18 protein-coding genes are annotated in these 15,765 nt (G+C 66.2%); 13 read left to right on the top strand and 5 right to left on the bottom strand.

Features of this window, described 5'->3' with window-relative positions; all coding sequences use genetic code 11:
• Window positions 1-76: 76 nt before the first annotated feature.
• Window positions 77-799, bottom strand: a complete 723-nt coding sequence (locus ACYVGI_RS09595) for a GntR family transcriptional regulator (RefSeq protein WP_460632432.1) — start codon at window positions 797-799, stop codon at window positions 77-79.
• A gap of 106 nt (window positions 800-905) precedes the next feature.
• Entirely contained in the window at window positions 906-1,487 is a 582-nt protein-coding gene (locus tag ACYVGI_RS09590) for an exonuclease domain-containing protein (protein ID WP_460632363.1), read from the bottom strand.
• A 184-nt stretch (window positions 1,488-1,671) separates the two neighbouring features.
• On the opposite strand from ACYVGI_RS09590, the gene ACYVGI_RS09585 reads away from it, so the two are divergent.
• The 6 genes from ACYVGI_RS09585 to ACYVGI_RS09560 all read left to right on the top strand — a co-directional run bounded on the left by ACYVGI_RS09585 (window position 1,672) and on the right by ACYVGI_RS09560 (window position 8,619).
• The gene (locus ACYVGI_RS09585; RefSeq protein WP_460632362.1) at window positions 1,672-2,418 is read left to right on the top strand and encodes a class I SAM-dependent methyltransferase; all 747 of its coding nucleotides are present in this window, start codon (window positions 1,672-1,674) and stop codon (window positions 2,416-2,418) included.
• A 170-nt stretch (window positions 2,419-2,588) separates the two neighbouring features.
• The gene (gene ychF / locus ACYVGI_RS09580) at window positions 2,589-3,680 is read left to right on the top strand and encodes a redox-regulated ATPase YchF (protein WP_460632361.1); all 1,092 of its coding nucleotides are present in this window, start codon (window positions 2,589-2,591) and stop codon (window positions 3,678-3,680) included.
• 234 nt (window positions 3,681-3,914) lie between these two features.
• Complete coding sequence (locus ACYVGI_RS09575; protein WP_460632360.1) at window positions 3,915-4,052, top strand: hypothetical protein; 138 nt, start codon at window positions 3,915-3,917, stop codon at window positions 4,050-4,052.
• 449 nt (window positions 4,053-4,501) lie between these two features.
• On the top strand, window positions 4,502-6,349 hold the full coding sequence (locus ACYVGI_RS09570) for a hypothetical protein (RefSeq protein ID WP_460632359.1): 1,848 nt from the start codon (window positions 4,502-4,504) through the stop codon (window positions 6,347-6,349).
• A gap of 422 nt (window positions 6,350-6,771) precedes the next feature.
• Window positions 6,772-7,644, top strand: a complete 873-nt coding sequence (locus ACYVGI_RS09565) for a DUF6414 family protein (protein WP_460632358.1) — start codon at window positions 6,772-6,774, stop codon at window positions 7,642-7,644.
• 135 nt (window positions 7,645-7,779) lie between these two features.
• Window positions 7,780-8,619: a hypothetical protein gene (locus ACYVGI_RS09560; RefSeq protein WP_460632357.1), complete on the top strand. Its 840-nt coding sequence runs from the start codon at window positions 7,780-7,782 to the stop codon at window positions 8,617-8,619.
• 47 nt (window positions 8,620-8,666) lie between these two features.
• Here the strand turns inward: ACYVGI_RS09560 and ACYVGI_RS09555 are convergent, their stop codons facing one another.
• On the bottom strand, window positions 8,667-9,164 hold the full coding sequence (locus ACYVGI_RS09555; protein ID WP_460632356.1) for a DUF427 domain-containing protein: 498 nt from the start codon (window positions 9,162-9,164) through the stop codon (window positions 8,667-8,669).
• A gap of 50 nt (window positions 9,165-9,214) precedes the next feature.
• Here ACYVGI_RS09555 and ACYVGI_RS09550 point away from each other — a divergent pair, with 50 nt between their 5' ends.
• From ACYVGI_RS09550 to ACYVGI_RS09530, 5 genes are all read left to right on the top strand, one after another.
• Window positions 9,215-9,802, top strand: a complete 588-nt coding sequence (locus tag ACYVGI_RS09550) for an LON peptidase substrate-binding domain-containing protein (protein ID WP_460632355.1) — start codon at window positions 9,215-9,217, stop codon at window positions 9,800-9,802.
• Between the two features lie 662 nt (window positions 9,803-10,464).
• Window positions 10,465-10,896 (top strand): hypothetical protein, encoded by a 432-nt coding sequence (locus ACYVGI_RS09545; protein WP_460632354.1) that lies wholly within the window; start codon window positions 10,465-10,467, stop codon window positions 10,894-10,896.
• Window positions 10,893-11,393, top strand: a complete 501-nt coding sequence (locus ACYVGI_RS09540) for a WapI family immunity protein (RefSeq protein WP_460632353.1) — start codon at window positions 10,893-10,895, stop codon at window positions 11,391-11,393. Before ACYVGI_RS09545 ends, ACYVGI_RS09540 begins: the two co-directional genes overlap by 4 nt.
• A 380-nt stretch (window positions 11,394-11,773) precedes the next feature.
• Window positions 11,774-12,247 (top strand): phage tail protein, encoded by a 474-nt coding sequence (locus ACYVGI_RS09535; protein WP_460632352.1) that lies wholly within the window; start codon window positions 11,774-11,776, stop codon window positions 12,245-12,247.
• Window positions 12,248-12,305: 58 nt separating this feature from the next.
• Complete coding sequence (locus tag ACYVGI_RS09530) at window positions 12,306-12,872, top strand: GNAT family N-acetyltransferase (RefSeq protein ID WP_460632351.1); 567 nt, start codon at window positions 12,306-12,308, stop codon at window positions 12,870-12,872.
• Window positions 12,873-12,881: 9 nt separating this feature from the next.
• Here the strand turns inward: ACYVGI_RS09530 and ACYVGI_RS09525 are convergent, their stop codons facing one another.
• Both ACYVGI_RS09525 and ACYVGI_RS09520 read right to left on the bottom strand, forming a co-directional pair.
• Window positions 12,882-13,997, bottom strand: a complete 1,116-nt coding sequence (locus tag ACYVGI_RS09525) for an NAD(P)/FAD-dependent oxidoreductase (RefSeq protein WP_460632350.1) — start codon at window positions 13,995-13,997, stop codon at window positions 12,882-12,884.
• A 1-nt stretch (window position 13,998) separates the two neighbouring features.
• Window positions 13,999-14,694, bottom strand: coding sequence for an alpha/beta hydrolase family protein (locus tag ACYVGI_RS09520; protein ID WP_460632349.1), 696 nt, complete (start codon window positions 14,692-14,694; stop codon window positions 13,999-14,001).
• A gap of 238 nt (window positions 14,695-14,932) precedes the next feature.
• On the opposite strand from ACYVGI_RS09520, the gene ACYVGI_RS09515 reads away from it, so the two are divergent.
• Complete coding sequence (locus ACYVGI_RS09515; RefSeq protein WP_460632348.1) at window positions 14,933-15,205, top strand: hypothetical protein; 273 nt, start codon at window positions 14,933-14,935, stop codon at window positions 15,203-15,205.
• Window positions 15,206-15,210: 5 nt separating this feature from the next.
• On the top strand, window positions 15,211-15,636 hold the full coding sequence (locus ACYVGI_RS09510) for a hypothetical protein (RefSeq protein ID WP_460632347.1): 426 nt from the start codon (window positions 15,211-15,213) through the stop codon (window positions 15,634-15,636).
• Window positions 15,637-15,765 lie beyond the last annotated feature (129 nt).

Here is a 15,765-nt window from a genome sequence, read left to right as displayed (position 1 = left end):
TCCTGGCTCGAGATGCCAGTAACTGTCGCGCATCCCCGGTGATTCGCGGCAGTTACTGGCATCTCGTGCGTTCGGCCTACTTGTCGACGAGGGTGATCTCGAAGGAGTAGAGGTCGGGCCGGTAGCAGTGGTGGCCGAACTCGACCGCCCTGCCGGAGTTGTCGTACGCGGTGCGGTCCATGGTGAGCACCGGGCCGCCGCCGTCGATCTCGAGCAGGGTGCTCTCCTCGGTGGATGCGCGGCGCGCGCCGATCGTCTGCCGTGCCACCCGCATCGTGGTGCCGCGCCCGCGCATCACCTGGTAGAGGCCGTGCTGGCCGAGGTCGGCCTCCGTGATGTCGGTGAAGTCGGAGGGCAGATAGTTCTCGAGCACGCTGACGGGCACGCCGTCGGCGCTCCGCAGGCGCCGCAGGTGCAGGACGGGGCTCGACGCATCCAGGTTGAGGACCTCGCCGATCGTGGGTCCGGCGGGGATCACCTCGTGCAGCAGCAGCGTGGTCTCCGGGTGCTTGCCGCCGCGGGCGAGGTCGTCGTAGAGGCTGGTCAGCTCGACTTTCCTGGTGACAGGACCGTGGACGACCTGCGTGCCGATGCCGCGGCGCCGCACCACGAGGCCCTTGTCGACGAGCTCCTGGATGGCGCGCCGCACGGTCGGGCGCGACAGGCCGAGGCGTTCGCCGAGCGCGATCTCGTTCTCGAGCCGCGACCCCGGCGGCAGCTCGCCGTCCATGATCGCGTTCTCGATCCGCGTCGCCACCTGGAAGTAGAGGGGGACCGGTCCGGAGTGGTCGAGGTCCATGAACAGGTGTTGCGGGAGGGGGCCGTCGCTCTGGGGCACGATACCTCGTTCATGTCAGGACAAATGGGTGGTCCCGACATTAGCACCAGAGGCGCGGGTGGGGGCGCTAGGCGGCCTGCGCGGTTCCGATGCGGCCGAGCCGGGAGCCGGTGCTGGCGGCGAGCTCGTCGATGCTTGCTGCGCCGTGGCGGCGGGCGGCGTGCACGATGATGGCGGCGCAGGCTTCGGCGTCGGCCAGGGCGTCGTGGTGGTGGAAGTCCTCGAACCCGGCGGCCATCGCTGCGACAGGCAGCCGGTAGGAGTCGAGTGTGTATGTGCGGCGGGCGACCTGCAGACTGCACAGGTAGCTGTAGTCGGGGCAGGCGATGGCGGTGGCCTGGCACGCGGCGCGGATCACGCCCATGTCGAACCCGGCGTTGTGCGCCACGAGGTAGTCGTCCTCCGCGAACGCGACCAGGTCGGGAAGCTGGTCGATCCAGCCCGCGGCGTTCACCACGTCCTCGGCGTGAATGCCGTGGATGCGCGTGTTCCACTCCTGGAAGAAATCGTGTCCGATGGGCGGCTGGATGAGCCAGCCGACACGGTCGACCACTTTGCCGTCCCGCACCTTGATCAGCCCGACCGAGCACGCGGACGCCGCACTCCCGTTCGCGGTCTCGAAGTCGATAGCGGTGAAGTCCAGTGGCACGGGAACATGCTCGCATGGCCCACCGACGCCGCCTGGTTAGGGCGGCGGTGTGCCGTGGATGCGCGTGGGGCCGGGGGCGTGCATCCGCTGTCGGGTGTGTGGGGCCGGGGGCGTGCATCCGCTGTCGGGTGTGTGGGGCCGGGGGCGTGCATCCGCTGTCGGGTGCGCGCGTAGCATCGGCACCATGTACGAACGGAACGATCACGACGCCCACGCCCGCTCCTTCGACAAGGCCGCCGACGTGTACGACGCCGCGCGCCCCGACTACCCGGCAGAGGCGGTGTCCTGGCTGATCGGCGACGCGACCGGCCCGGCGATCGACCTCGGCGCAGGCACAGGCAAGCTCACCGCCGCCCTCGTGCGGCGCGGGCTCGACGTGACGGCCGTCGACCCCTCGCCGGAGATGCTGCGCGTGCTGGGCGAGCGCATCCCCGGTGTCGCCGCGCGGCTCGGCACGGGGGAGAGCATCCCGGTCGACGACCACTCCGCTGGACTGGTGCTTGCCGCGCAGGCGTGGCACTGGGTGGACCCCGCCCTGGCGGTTCCCGAGGTGGCGCGCGTGCTGCGGCCGGGCGGGGCGCTCGGGCTGGTGTGGAACTTCCGCGACGAGTCCGTGGACTGGGTGCGGCAGCTCGGCGAGCTGATGGACACCGGCTCCGCATACGCGAGCGACGAGGTCGAGCCCGTGGTCGGCGAGCCGTTCGGGCCGCTGGAACGGCACGAGGTGCGCTGGGTGCAGCCGCTGACCGTCGACGGGATGCTCGACCTGGCCCGCTCGCGCAGCTACTTCATCACCAAGGACGCGGACACCCAGGCCGCGGTGATCGCGTCGCTGCGCAGGCTCGCGGCCGAGCATCCCGACCTCGCCGGCCGCGACACGTTCGAGCTGCCGTACGTCACGCACTGCTACCGCGCCGTGCTCCCGCGCTGAACGGGCGCACGACTCGTGCCCTGCTGGCGGCACGACTCGTGCCGAACGCGCGGTGCTGGGCGGGCGGCTCGTGCCGAACGCGCGGTGCTGACCCCTGGCACCGCACGTTTCGCACGAGGGCTCCGGCCCGGGCCCGGGTCTGGAGCCCTCGGCCCGTAGAATGGTCGATCGTGGCTCTCACTATCGCAATCGTCGGACTCCCCAACGTGGGAAAGTCCACCCTCTTCAACGCCCTGACCAAGAACACCGTGCTCGCGGCGAACTACCCGTTCGCCACGATCGAGCCGAACGTCGGCGTGGTGAACCTGCCGGACCCGCGGCTCGACAAGCTCGCCGAGGTCTTCGGCAGTGAGCGCATCCTGCCCGCTCCCGTGTCGTTCGTCGACATCGCGGGCATCGTCAAGGGCGCGAGCGAGGGCGAGGGCCTCGGCAACAAGTTCCTCGCCAACATCCGCGAGGCCGACGCGATCGCCCAGGTGGTCCGCGGCTTCGACGACCCGGATGTGGTCCACGTCGCAGGCAAGGTGGATGCGGCCGGCGACATGGAGACCATCAACACCGAGCTGATCCTCGCCGACCTGCAGACCCTCGACAAGGCGATCGCCCGGTACGAGAAAGAGGTCAAGGGCCGCAAGCTGGAGCCCATCGTTCTCGAGACGGCGCAGGCCGCGCACGCGGTGCTGTTCGAGGGCAAGCCGCTGTCGGCCGCATCCATCGACCTGGAGCCCATCGCCGAACTCGGCCTGCTGACCGCGAAGCCGTTCATCTACGTCTTCAACGTGGACGAGTCCGTCCTGACCGACGACGCCCGCCGCGCCGAACTCGCCGCCCTGGTCGCCCCGGCGCAGGCGGTCTTCCTCGACGCGAAGCTCGAATCCGAGCTCATCGACCTCGATGCCGACGACGCCGCCGAACTCCTCGCATCCACCGGCCAGACGGAGAGCGGCCTCGACCAGCTCGCCCGCATCGGCTTCGACACCCTCGGCCTGCAGACCTACCTCACCGCCGGCCCGAAAGAGTCGCGCGCCTGGACCATCCACAAGGGCTGGAAGGCCCCGCAGGCGGCCGGTGTGATCCACACCGACTTCGAGAAGGGCTTCATCAAGGCCGAGGTGATCTCGTTCGACGACCTGGTGGATGCCGGGTCGGTGGCCGAGGCGCGGTCGCGGGGGAAGGCGCGCATGGAGGGGAAGGATTACGTGATGCAGGATGGGGATGTTGTGGAGTTCCGGTTCGGAAGTGCATCTACGTCGAAGGGGTAGGTTGCCGATTTGCCGCCTTCCGAACTGATCGTTGCCTTCCAATTCGGGTAGATTTTGGCTGTGAAACCTCCTCCCACCATCTACGAATGGTGGCCCGACTACGGCCAGGGACCGCTGGCGTTGCGTACAGGGCGAGGCGGTGCCCCAGTAGAGCTCAGTTCGGTAGGTCTCCCCGAGAGTCTCGCGTCAGAACTCGAATCGTGGAACGCATCATATGACGAGGCGAAGGTACCGGTGGACGGGTCTGATGGTGACCGCGGCTGGATCTTGCACGGCATCGACCTGCTCGCCCGAACACGAGAGGTGCTCGCCGGAAGGGCAACAGTCGTGGTGACGGAGCCGTGGTGGGGTGAGGAGCCGGTGGACTACTGACTCGCGGTCGATCTGCAGCGGAAATGCGGTCGAGTTTCGGTTCGGAAGTACATCTACGTCCAAGGGTTGAGATGTGAGTTTCGGACTCTTAGCGAGTCCCCGTTGCGGGAGCAAACACTATCGACATAGCCGTCGTGCAGCCGAGACCACTTACTTCTAAGTCAAGAGAGCGTTCTTGAGTCAAGTAGGCAACGAAGGCTCCCACGTGACCCGCTCATCGAGGGACGTCTCCACAGAATTGCCCCGCGAACGTACGGTGTCGGCCGCGCGGCCCACGAGCGACCGAAATGTCTGAGTTGTCCGGTAGCCTCGCGTTCGTGGGTGGGATCGAGACTCGGTATCAGTTTTACCTGGATGACGCGAAACAGCGAGCCGCTGGACGCTGATGGGCAACGGTATCCCTCAATCCCCGCGATGTAGCCGGTTTTCTTCACGATTTGGGGGAGTCATTGGACGATCTGGACAACACCGAATCTGTTGATTCGGTTCGGGCGCAGGGATACAGGGCTTTCTGGACTGCCGAATCAGGCCCGGGCTGGCGCGCCGAAGCGATACACCAAGCGGCTCGCTGGCTGGCTCCCAAATTCGGCTCCGAGATTGACCTCCATTCGGACGGTGTTGTCAGAGGCGCGGCGGGCAACAGGCTGGAGGTTAGACACCACCAGGCAAATCATCAAAACGCTCTGCGCTTTGTGATGGACGAGTCCAATCCTGGGGGGCAGTTCTCGACCACCCTCACCGCGGTTGAGGGCGAGCGCGGCGGTGGGTGGCTTGCGCTGGAGATTGTCCGCTCGGGCGGTGGGTGGGTGAACCGTCCGAGATTGGCTGAATGGCTACTTGGAGTATTGCCGCTAGCGGATGGCTCACATCTAACTCCCGAGCCTCGACATGTGGGCATCGCAGATGTCGGAGAACTCCTTGCACTTCTTGAGTCGTCGTCCCGTCGTGGTCCTGTTTTCGTGGCCGGCACCGACGGTCGCATTCCGTTCGACTCATTCGTGAGGCGCCTGTCGAAATGGTCCAAGGAGACCGTCGGGCTCGCGCAGGTAATTGCCCTGGATCCGGACGCAACCGAGGCGTTTTCCAACGCGGTCGGCAAGAGGTGGGCAACACCAGCTTGGACGTTGCGCACTTACTTGCCCGGGTTGGATCTTGCCAGCACCGCCGGTGCTCGGGCGAACAGGATACTCGGCACCGAACGATTGGCGCGCAATTCCGACAGGGAGATCATCCGCCTCCTCGGCCTTGTAGCGCGCGAGGTCCTGTCGACGCGCCCGACGCCCCAAGACCTCCTGCAATGGGGTCGGCGGTTCGAGCGAATCGGAACAGCTGCCGCCGCCTCGTTTGCAACGCCTGTACGTCCGGAACGACCCCGCGTAAGCGTCGCGGCCGCGGACATACACTTCCTCCGAGACTTGAGTTCCGCTCAGACGGAGGCCGAGCGGCTTGCGCGCGAGCTCGCGAGAGTGCAGGCAAACCTGGGCCTCCCGGACCTCTCGGAAGCCAGCCTCACGGAACTGCTCGAGCTAGCTACGTCCGAGAGGATAGAGCCACAGGCGTTCCAAGAAGCGTCGGACCAGCTTGCCAGGCTGCAACAGCGCAACGACGTATTGGTAGACGAAGCGGAGCTGGCAAAACTTGACCGCCTAGGTGCGATCGAAGAGCTAGAAGCAGCAGAGAAGACCATCGACGATCAGAATCGGAGAATTAGTTACCTGACCCGGTCGTTGGTCGACGTTGGCCGCCCGGACCTGGCGTTTGGCGGCACGATTGCAGGACATGACGACCTCTCAGACTTGGGTGAGGAGCCGATTGATTTCGCAGAGCTCTTAGAGCGGCTTGGGGAACTAGGGACACATCACGTGATTTTCACAGGTGACGCACGCACCACGGCCGGTCTGCAAACGATCGACACTGAAGGCAAGGCTCTTCAACGCGCGTGGGAGGCACTCACGACTCTCTGTGATTACGTCACAGCGAAGGAGCGTGGAGACGCTGATGGTAGCGTCCACAAGTTCCTGGAGGATCAGCCCGTGGGCTATAGGAGCTTTCCAGTCAACCGTCACGCCGCCACTGAAACGAAGTTCACGAAAGAACGCTACGGGGACGAGCGGGTGCTTCCGGTGCCTGGCCACGTAGATCCGCGGGGTGAGACAACCATGCTCGAGCACTTCAAGCTAGCGAGGATCGGTCGGCAGGATCCACGCCTGTACTACTTCGACGACACGTCGCGATCCGGCAACATCTATGTCGGATACATCGGCCCGCATATGACCAACTCGCAGACCGGGACCTAGCTACCTCAGTTGCGAGGAGAAACAGGTCGACTAGGGCGGTGTGTCTTCTGCCAAAAGACAAGGACTGCGACATGCTCGAGTTTCGCTCTGGATCACTGTCGACGTCCAAGGGAGGCTGGCGCGATCACCGCTCGTCGGTCGGCAGCGATCCGTATCCAGGATGGAGTCAACCGGAAACGGATCACCGTTTCGCGTGCCAGAAGAAGCGTGCGGAACGTCGAGATGACTGAGATCGCTATAACGTGTGCGTAGTCATGGCAGACGTTGAAACCGTCGCGCTCTAGCTCAAAGACAACGTCGATTGGCTGATCGCAGAGACCCGCAGCTTCTGACGTGGACGAGGCGGGCAGCGTGGTCGAGTTCCGTTTAAATATACAACTAGAGGATCGAGTTAAATATACAACTAGAGGATCGAGCGAGCTATGACCGTCTACAAGGCTCCGAAGGAGCGCCTGCATCGAGACTTCTTTTATCTCAACGACGAGGTCGCGATCAATTCCCTCTCGGCTCTCGAGTCGGGGAAGGTCGATGAGATCGTTTCCCGGACCACTACTGCGCGGGAGGGCGGCTTCAGTGGCGAGGTCAAGATCCCCGTGGCCGACATCGGCCTCGGCGGGAGCCGGAAGGCTTCTTCGGAGATTGAAGAGGAGATGGTGCGCACGCGCACCCGCTTTTCTATCTTCGATGCTTGGTACCGCCTGATGCACGAGAAGAAGGCAGTGGGCACTTTTGACGGGTGGGGTGAAGATGCTCTGGCGGGCGTTGAGCCTGGTGACACTCTCGAGATTAGAGCGCAACTGTCGCAGGGCCCCCTCCAGACCGTACTACGCCTATTCCTCTGGTTCGCCGATCAGGCGGCGAAAGATGGCAATATGTTCTCCCAAAAGGGCGAGGAACGTAAGACCACGATCGCGTCCGCGAAGAACGTCCGCCAACTCCTGGGCGATTCGGACAATGACGACGAGGTTCCGCTGCTCGCGACCCCATCCGGTGACGAGGGCCCGGTCGTTCTGCTTTCGGTTTCGCGGAAGTGGCTGATCGGAAGGCTGGGCCAGCTCGGCGGCACGTTTGGAATCGTCGGTCAGGTCGTACAGATCGTCGATGCAGGGGACGAGTACCCCGTCATTCGCTTGACCAAGGATGTGGCGCCCACACCTCTTGAGGTTGACACCTTGAAGGGCGCTGTGGAGCCCTTCGTCGAGCCGGCGAAAGGACTGGGCGTCGACGTGGAGGCTAGCGAGTCTGTGGTGAAAGGTCCGGTCTTGGTCATCAAGCCAATCGCGATCTACCGTTGATCGCCTCGGACTGTATTTTCACCCCAGCCCCAAAATAAGATGGGGATGTGGTCGAGTTCCGGTCCGGAAGTACGTCTACGTCCAAAGGCTGATCGGATGGCGGTAGAGGTGCGCGTCGGGTCCTAGGATCGTGACGTGCTGCTGACTGAAATGCCTCGTCGCCGACTCGGCGCGTCCGAGAACGAAGGGCCGCTTCAGTTCGGCAAGGCCGATTCGAGTGTTCCGTTTTCAGCGAGATACCTGTTTCTCGAGGGTAGGCCGGCCTTCGAGCTTTCCCTTTGGTGTGGCACCTGTCCTTTCCTGTTCGAACGGAAGGAGGGGGCGAACAGCACACTGTCGGGTGTGCGAGAGCGCCTGGAGGAACTGGAGCGGCCCCTCGGTTCGGTGAGCGAGGGCGTCATACAATCGTTCGCTTCCTTGCTTCCGCGCGGCGAGTACCTACCCCTCCTTCTTGAGGTGCGACCAGACCAGGTTGCACCGAACGATGAACGCGACTACTTCGTACATGAGCAGGTCGATACGTGGGGAGTCGACAGCTTCTGGGGGCTTCCAGAGAATCCGCGCAGCTACTACTATCGGACGTTCGAAACACAGGTCGAGTCAAACGAGCACCTTTACGAGTTCGTGGTCCCGATGGTGCCACCGGCTTGGAACGATCGGAAACGGGTGGCCGATTACCGCGACCTCATGCAAGGCGGGACTGCTCCGACGGCCGTTGCGCTATCGACGCTGGATGTCTGCCAGCCCGCGACAGATGACGATTCGATCGACTACTACACCCACTGGGGTCTCACCCACTTCTTGCTCGACGGACACCACAAGATGCAGGCCGCGGCCGAGGTGGGAGAGCCGCTTCAGTTGCTCGCGTTCGTCAGCCTCGACGACAGCCTGGCGCGCTCCGAAGATATTGCCCGCCTCCCCCAACTGCTCTCCCAGCCGTTCATGCGGAGAGCGGCTCCGGGCGTCGATCGTTAGCCGCGATGTGGTGGAGTTCCGTTTCAACGTTTAGGTATCCCCGGCCTTCACCAGCCCTGTGACCCTGGCGACCCCTTGAAAGGCCCGACGACGGCGCTCGTGATCCAGCCGCCGTAGAAGCCTCCGGGCTGAGGTGTGACGACCTCGCCGTCGACGGTGCACTCGTCCATCTGCTGCGCGTAGACGGCGACGCGGTCCCGGAGCGGCTCGAACCCGGGCGACGGATGCGGGTAGTTCCACGCGCAGGCGGACCGTACCTCGCCTCCGCCGCGCACGTCGAGATACCGCGCGGTGCCCTTGAACTCGCAGAACGACGAACCCTCGGCGTCGTGCAGCGCACCGGTTGCGAAGTCCGCGATCGGCAGGTAGTACACCGGCGGGTGGCTGGTCTCGAGAACCCGGACGACATCCCGGGTTTCAACGATGAGGCGCCCACCCAGACGGATCGCGACGGGCGCGGTGACACGCTCGATGCGCGGCGGTCTCGGGTAGTCCCACACAGACTCCTGCCCCGTTCCTGGGATCTCGGGGCGTGGCCGCGGCACCTGTTCACTCTACGTCAGCGGTGCTTCACTGGAGCATGGCCGCCTCACCGATGTTCCCGCTCGGATCCGTGCTGTTCCCATTCGTGCCCATCCCACTGCGGGTGTTCGAACCGCGGTATCTCACGATGGTCGGCCGACTGCTCGACGAGGACGAACCGGCGTTCGAGTTCGGCGTCGTCCTCATCGAGCGCGGACCCGAAGCCGGGGGTGGCGACCAGCGTGCCTCGGTCGGGACGATGGCGCGTCTTGTGAGCGCCGCCGCGGGCGCCGACGATCTGCTCATCGTCGGCGTGGGGACCCGGCGGTTCACCGTCGATCGCTGGGTCGACGAGAGCCCGTATCCCCGGGCCGAGCTCTCGATGCTGCCGGAGCTGGAGTGGTCCGAGGCGCTCGCACCCCTGCGGGCCGAGGCCGAAGCGGTCGTCCGCCGTGTGATCGCCCGCGTTGCAGAGCCGCAGTCGGATGCCGACGTCGAGCTGTCCGACGATCCCGTCGCGGCTGTGTGGCAACTCGCGGCGATCGCGCCGCTGGGCGAGTACGACAGGTACACCCTGTTGAGGTCGACGTCGATGGGGAGTCTCCTGCGTCAGACGATCGATCTGACCCTCGAGGCCGAGGAGCTCTGGTCCGCCGAGTGAGGCACCTGGCCGCCGCTCACCACCTCTGATCCTTCCGTCCGCAGGGAGACCGCACGGTCGCTGCCGGGGCTCGGATGGATCGGACGCGAACTCAGAAGAATCGGATGCGAATCCGATGTCACAGATGAAGTTGTCCAGTGATTGGGCTATCGCGACGTCGGTCCAGGACCGTCGGTGTGCCGCGGACGAGGTTTCTCGTTGTGGCTGTCTGGCGAGCGGACAACCCAGACTCAATCTACGACTTCACAGCCCGTTGGTTCGCCGAGCTGATGCCTCACGCCGTCGCCGAGCAATCTCCACAATCAGCTTTGGCAATCCCCAGATGAGCCAGCAGATGATGTATGCGATCACTACAAAAGCCACTAAAACGAGAAGCACGCCCGTGAACACGAGCACAACGTACCACTCGCGCACGGAGAAAAGGATGAGGCGAACGGGCTCTCGCCTGTAACGCCGTTGGGGGAAGCAAGCGGCAGCGAGGACCCACGGCGACGCGACTCGGCACTGGCCGAAAGCGTGCATAATCGACGGGTGGATGTGGTGGCGAAAGGGCGCGGGGGTGGAGCGCGCGCCGCGCGGCGCGGCGACGTTCGGGTCGGCCAGGACCGTATCGTCTCCACCGGCCTGGGCGCCTTCGACCTCCTCACCTTTCAGGCTGCTCGGTGATCGGACAGTTCATCGCTGACGCGGTCGCCTGGTTGGTGGGAGGCGCCGTCACGGATGGCATCACCGGTTCAGCGCGTCGTCGGGCGGCTCGCGATGGCGCCTTTCTCGGTGGGCTCCGGGTCGTCTCCGGGACACAGAAGGGGCTGAGCCGCGAGTGGCGGATCGGTGAATGGAAGGTGCGCGCTGGTCGGCTGACTCTGGATGAGGTGGAAGTTCCGGTCGATGAAACCGTCCGCGGGTCGCGACGGGACGCAACAACGAACGAGCTGGTGGGCGCAAGTGCCACGGTCGTCGTCAGCATCCGGACGGAGACCGCTCAACTCGAATGGTCCAACCTGCTGCAGTTCGAGGAGCTCGCGTTGAACGCCCTGGACGTTCCAGCGGGTACGGGCTCAGGACCAGGTCCCTCCACGATGGACGTCCCATGAGACTTGCCTTCGCGGGAGTGTCCGTTTCGCTTTCCCTTTCCGGATACCAATATCCAAACTTTGAGCCGCCATTCACGGATCGGGACTGGGATGCGGACTGGCTCGTCGTCAGCGGCACGTTCCAGTCGAACAGGCGCACGTGGGAGTTTCACGCCCCTTGCCTGACCGCACCCGAGGCTGATGAGCTCTGCCGCTGGCTGCGAGCGATTGCACCGAGCGGAGGCGGCCAAGAACGCTGGATCGTCACATCGCTCGACTTCACAGAGCCTGAGCTGGCCTTCGAATGCGAGCTCCAGAGCGACGAGGAAGCGGTGATTCGCGTCGTGCTCTCCGGGCGCGCGGCGCATCCCGGGGGTGGAGGCGGCGACGAGGTCGAGGAGGCCAGCGTCGTCACTGTGCGAATGTCTCTCGTCGATATCGGGCTGGCCGCAGACGACTGGGAGCGCGAGTGCGCGCTGTATCCCGCACGAAGCAGCGACGCAACGCCAGAAAGCTGAGCCGCCGAGCTCGGTAGGTCTGGGTCGTTCGATAGCGTGAGCGGGTGCATGGAAAGACGACCACTAACTCTGGTCGGCCAAACGGTCGGCAGACCTCATAGGCGTGGAGCGCTCTCACCGTTACAGGGACAGCGTGGACGGCTTCGCGCCATCACTGCCGTGTCGATCGGAACGCGACACCTGACGGCGCTCGCCGAGCTCCGAGGCGCGCAGCGGAGGAAAGTTCAGCTTCTGAGTGAACGACGTCTGTATCGGCATCGACGCGCGCCGCAGTTCCGGCGCCGCCAGACGCACTGTGGCAGAATTCGACCGCACCACCCCGCACCACCCGCACCACCCCGCACCGCCGCACCACCCCGCAACCCAGAAGGGCACCCCTCATGCCGTACACCGTCGACTTCGTCACCGTTTCCACCATCGGGCTCGAGTCGTCGCCCGTGGCCGATGCGCTCGCCGGGTTGCGGGCCAACGAGGCGCGCTACTTCCACAACAAGTACGACCACGATTTCACCGTCGGGTCGGTGGATGAGCCGGGGGAGGCGGCGGATGCGCTGGCGTGGGTCACGCGCATCCTGAAGGAGGAGCGGGACCTCGTGATCGGCTCCCCGGCGTTGGAGGCGACGGCGTTCGAGGTCGAGGGGATCAGGATGGCGTACGTGTTCTACGAGTCGGGGCTGTCGATCAACGTCATGTACACGATCGAGGATGCGGGCAAACGAGCTGTCGGGCTCAAGCTGTCGGACGGGATGGAGATTCCTGCGGAGCTGGCGGATAAGTTCAAGTTCGCCAGGCAGAAGTCGAAGCTGGCGGGGACGATCCGCGGGTCGTTCTTCGTGATCAAGGGCGAGTACTAGGGGCGAGCGACGCGGGCACGGCGGCGTGAATGTCGGTGGCTCGGGGTAGCGTTCTTCCATGGCGATCGACGTGCTTCCCGCGACAGGTCGCTGGGACGATTTCGCCGCCTTCATGGTGCCGCGCAAGCCGGGCGGCGGCGGGTGCGTGTGCATGTCGTACCGGGATGCGCGGCTCGGGATGCCGGAACGCATCGAATACATGCGGTCCGAGTGCTCGGCGGAGCCGGGGCCGGGGGTGCTCGCCTATCTGGACGGCGAGGTGGCTGGCTGGTGCTCCGTGGCGCCGAAGTCGACGTATCGGCGGCTGATGAACTCGCGGACCATTCCGCACCTCGACGAGGAACGCGACCCGTGGTCCATCGTGTGCTTCGTGGTGCGGGGCGGGTTCCGCAAACGAGGGCTCATGCACGACCTGCTGGACGGCGCGGTGGAGCATGCACGAGCATCCGGGGCCGCCCTGGTGGAAGGGTATCCGGTAGACGCCGGCGGCGAGCGAGTGGATGTGATCAGCGGCTACGTGGGAACGGTGGCGCTGTTCGAGAAGCACGGGTTCTCACGCGTCCAAGCGACGGATGCGCACTCGGGCGCGACGCAGCGGTGGGTGATGCGGCGGGAGCTGGGCTGAGCGCGGGCATCACACGCCCGCATCCACCTCCGACAGGAAGCCGTCCGGAGGCGCGCTCGCCTCGCCGGTGATCACGGCGGCGAGCAGGTCGCCGACGAGCGGTCCCATCGTCAAGCCAGCCGCGCCGAAGCCAGCGTTCACGAACACGCCGTCCACACCCTGGGGCGCGCCGACCACCGGCAGTTCGCCATCGGCGAGAGGGCGCAGCCCGACGCGCGTCTCGATGATGGTCGCATCCGCGAGACCCGGTGCGACAGAGAGGGCGTTCTCGAGGATCATCCGCTGACCGTCCGCGGTCACCCGCGGGTCGAACCCGGAGCCGGTCTCGCGGGTGGCGCCGACCACCACGCGGGAGTCGTCGAAGGCGACCAGATAGTGACTGGCCACGGGATGAACCGACGGCCAGGAGCGGGTGTCCGCCGCCACACGCAGGTGCGTGATCTGCCCGCGCTGCGGCTCCACCTGGATGCGGCGGTCGAGCGGTTCGAGCAGGCGGTTGGTCCACGCGCCGGCGGCGATGACGAGCGCGTCCGCTTCGAGGGGGCGGCCACCGACCGACACGGCCCAGCCGCCCGCATCCACCGGAGCAACAGACGCCGTCCCAGCCACCACGCGGGCGCCGAGCGCCTGCGACCCCGCGAGCAGTCCCGCGCGAAGCGTGCGGCCGTCGACCCGCGCGCCGCCGGTGATGTGCAGCGCGTCGAAGCCGTCGCCGAGCGGAGGGAAGAGTTCGCGGGCGCGGCTGGCGGGGATGCGCGCGACCTCGCCGATGGAGCGCGACACGGCGGCGCGGGCCGTGACGCGCGACTCGACCTCGTCCAGCACGGTGCTGTCCCGGTTGACCACCAACGCCCCGGACCGGCGGAAACCGATGTCGTGCACCTCGACCGAAGCCAGCCGGGCGATCAGTTCGTCGTAGTGGTCGGCGCCCGCCGCGTACAGGTCGTAGAACGGGCCGTCCGCCGCCGAGCTCCACGGCTGGATGATGCCCGCTCCGGCCGCGGTCGCCTGGCCGACGACGTCCGCATCCACCATGGTCACCGCCACGCCGCGCCTGGCGAGGGAGAACGCCGTCGACGCTCCGGCGACGCCGGTCCCGATGACGATCGCAGTCTGGGGCGCCATGTCACACCACCCCGTCCACGAACGCCGCGACCGACGACACGACGAGTTCGCGCACTGCCGACGCGGGCATCGGCGAGGACTTCAGCACCCGCATCCCGTGGTCGGCGCCGGGCACAGGCACCACCCGGATGTTCGTATGCGCCCCGGCACCGGCACCGGCACCGGTTCCGGCCCCGGTTCCGGCCTCGGTTCCGGCTTCGGCGGCGACGAGTGCGGCCGACCCGAACGTGTCGCGCTCGCCCTGCAGCACGAGCACGGGAACCTCCGGCATCAGCAGCTCGTCCAGCCTGCTCTTCTCCGGGCGTCCAGGCGGATGCAGGGGGAACGCCAGACAGACCACCCCGGCAGCCCCCGTGGATGCGGCGGTGCGGCACGCCACCCGGGCACCGGCGCTGCGTCCGCCCACCACGACGGGCAGGCCGTCCGCTATGCGGTCGACAGCGGCGGCGGTCTCGAGCCACGCCGTGTCCAGGGCGGCTGGGCGCGACGCGACGCGTTTACCGGCGACCCGCCAGGGCTGCTCGTAGCGGACGACGGAGATGCCGAGCGCTGGCAGCGCGGCGGCGAGTGCGGCGAGGTCGGTGGCGTCGATGCCTCCACCCGCTCCGTGACCGAGCCAGACGACGGCGCGCGGAGCCGCGGCGGCGTCGACGGTGAGGCGGCCGGGGCCGAGGGTCGTCTCCACGGTGACGGTCATGGGATCGACGCTACCGCTCGAGGTGGATGCGTGGGGAGTCCAGGCGGCTTAGCGGAGAATCCGGTCCGCAGCAGACGATACCGTCCACCTTTTTTAGAGTTTCTCTCACGTTTCACTGGCGTGTCGTGTGTAGGAGGGAGCACAATGGGCCGCGTCACGGCCTTCTGCCGGTCGTCGAGGGGTGAGTGGGAACCCTGCTCGAAGGGAACGCGGAAACAAAGCCATCTGGAGGCGTGCCATGTCAGCGTGGGACGACAGTCATTGGGTACAGGGATATACGGCAGTCATCAATAACGTCTTCACCGGGGGAGGGACCTCCTGGATCGACTTCAGCCATGAGCTGGGGCGGGTCGGCTGGAGGCGCATCCTGGCGGACACGGACGCCGAGAGGTCGAACATCCTCGCCGTCGCCACCGCGGCGATGGCCACGGGGCGACGGCTCAGCTACCGGGCCACGAACTCCGGCGGCCCGAACAATCTCTCCCAAATCACCGCGCTCCAATCGGTCTGACGCTCATGGAGCACGAAGTGCTGCCCTGGGGCGACCTCGACAGCGTGGACGGAGACCTGGACGAACGGGTGAACCCGCGCCGCGACGCGTTCGACGATCGGCACGCGGCACCGTTCGCCGCACTGGACAGTGTCGGCGACAGCGCCGACGACACCGACGAGCGCGCCATCCCGCGCGACGCGATCCGCGGTGCGAAGGGCGAACGGGGCGAGAAGGCCGAGCGCGGCGAGCAGGGCGAGAAGGGGGAGCTTGTGCCCTTCGGCGACCTCGACAGGATCGACGGCGATGCGGACGAGCGTGCCGTGCCACCGGATGCGGTCCGCGGCGAGCAGGGCGACCTGACGCCGCTCGGCGACCTCGACCGCATCGAGGGTGACGTCGACGAGCGGGCGAACCCGCCGGAAGGTCGCGACAGAGCGAACGCATACTGACCGTTCCGCCGCGGGCAGTGGCAGACTCCCGCGGCGGACGGCAGCCGGACCCGGCACGCGCCGGGCACGGCAACACACAACAGCAGGGTCCGACGCCGGACACACAAAGCCGGACACGCAAAAGCCGGA

This window comes from Leifsonia lichenia (genome assembly GCF_054780215.1).
This window is presented reverse-complemented; position numbering and strand designations above follow the sequence as displayed.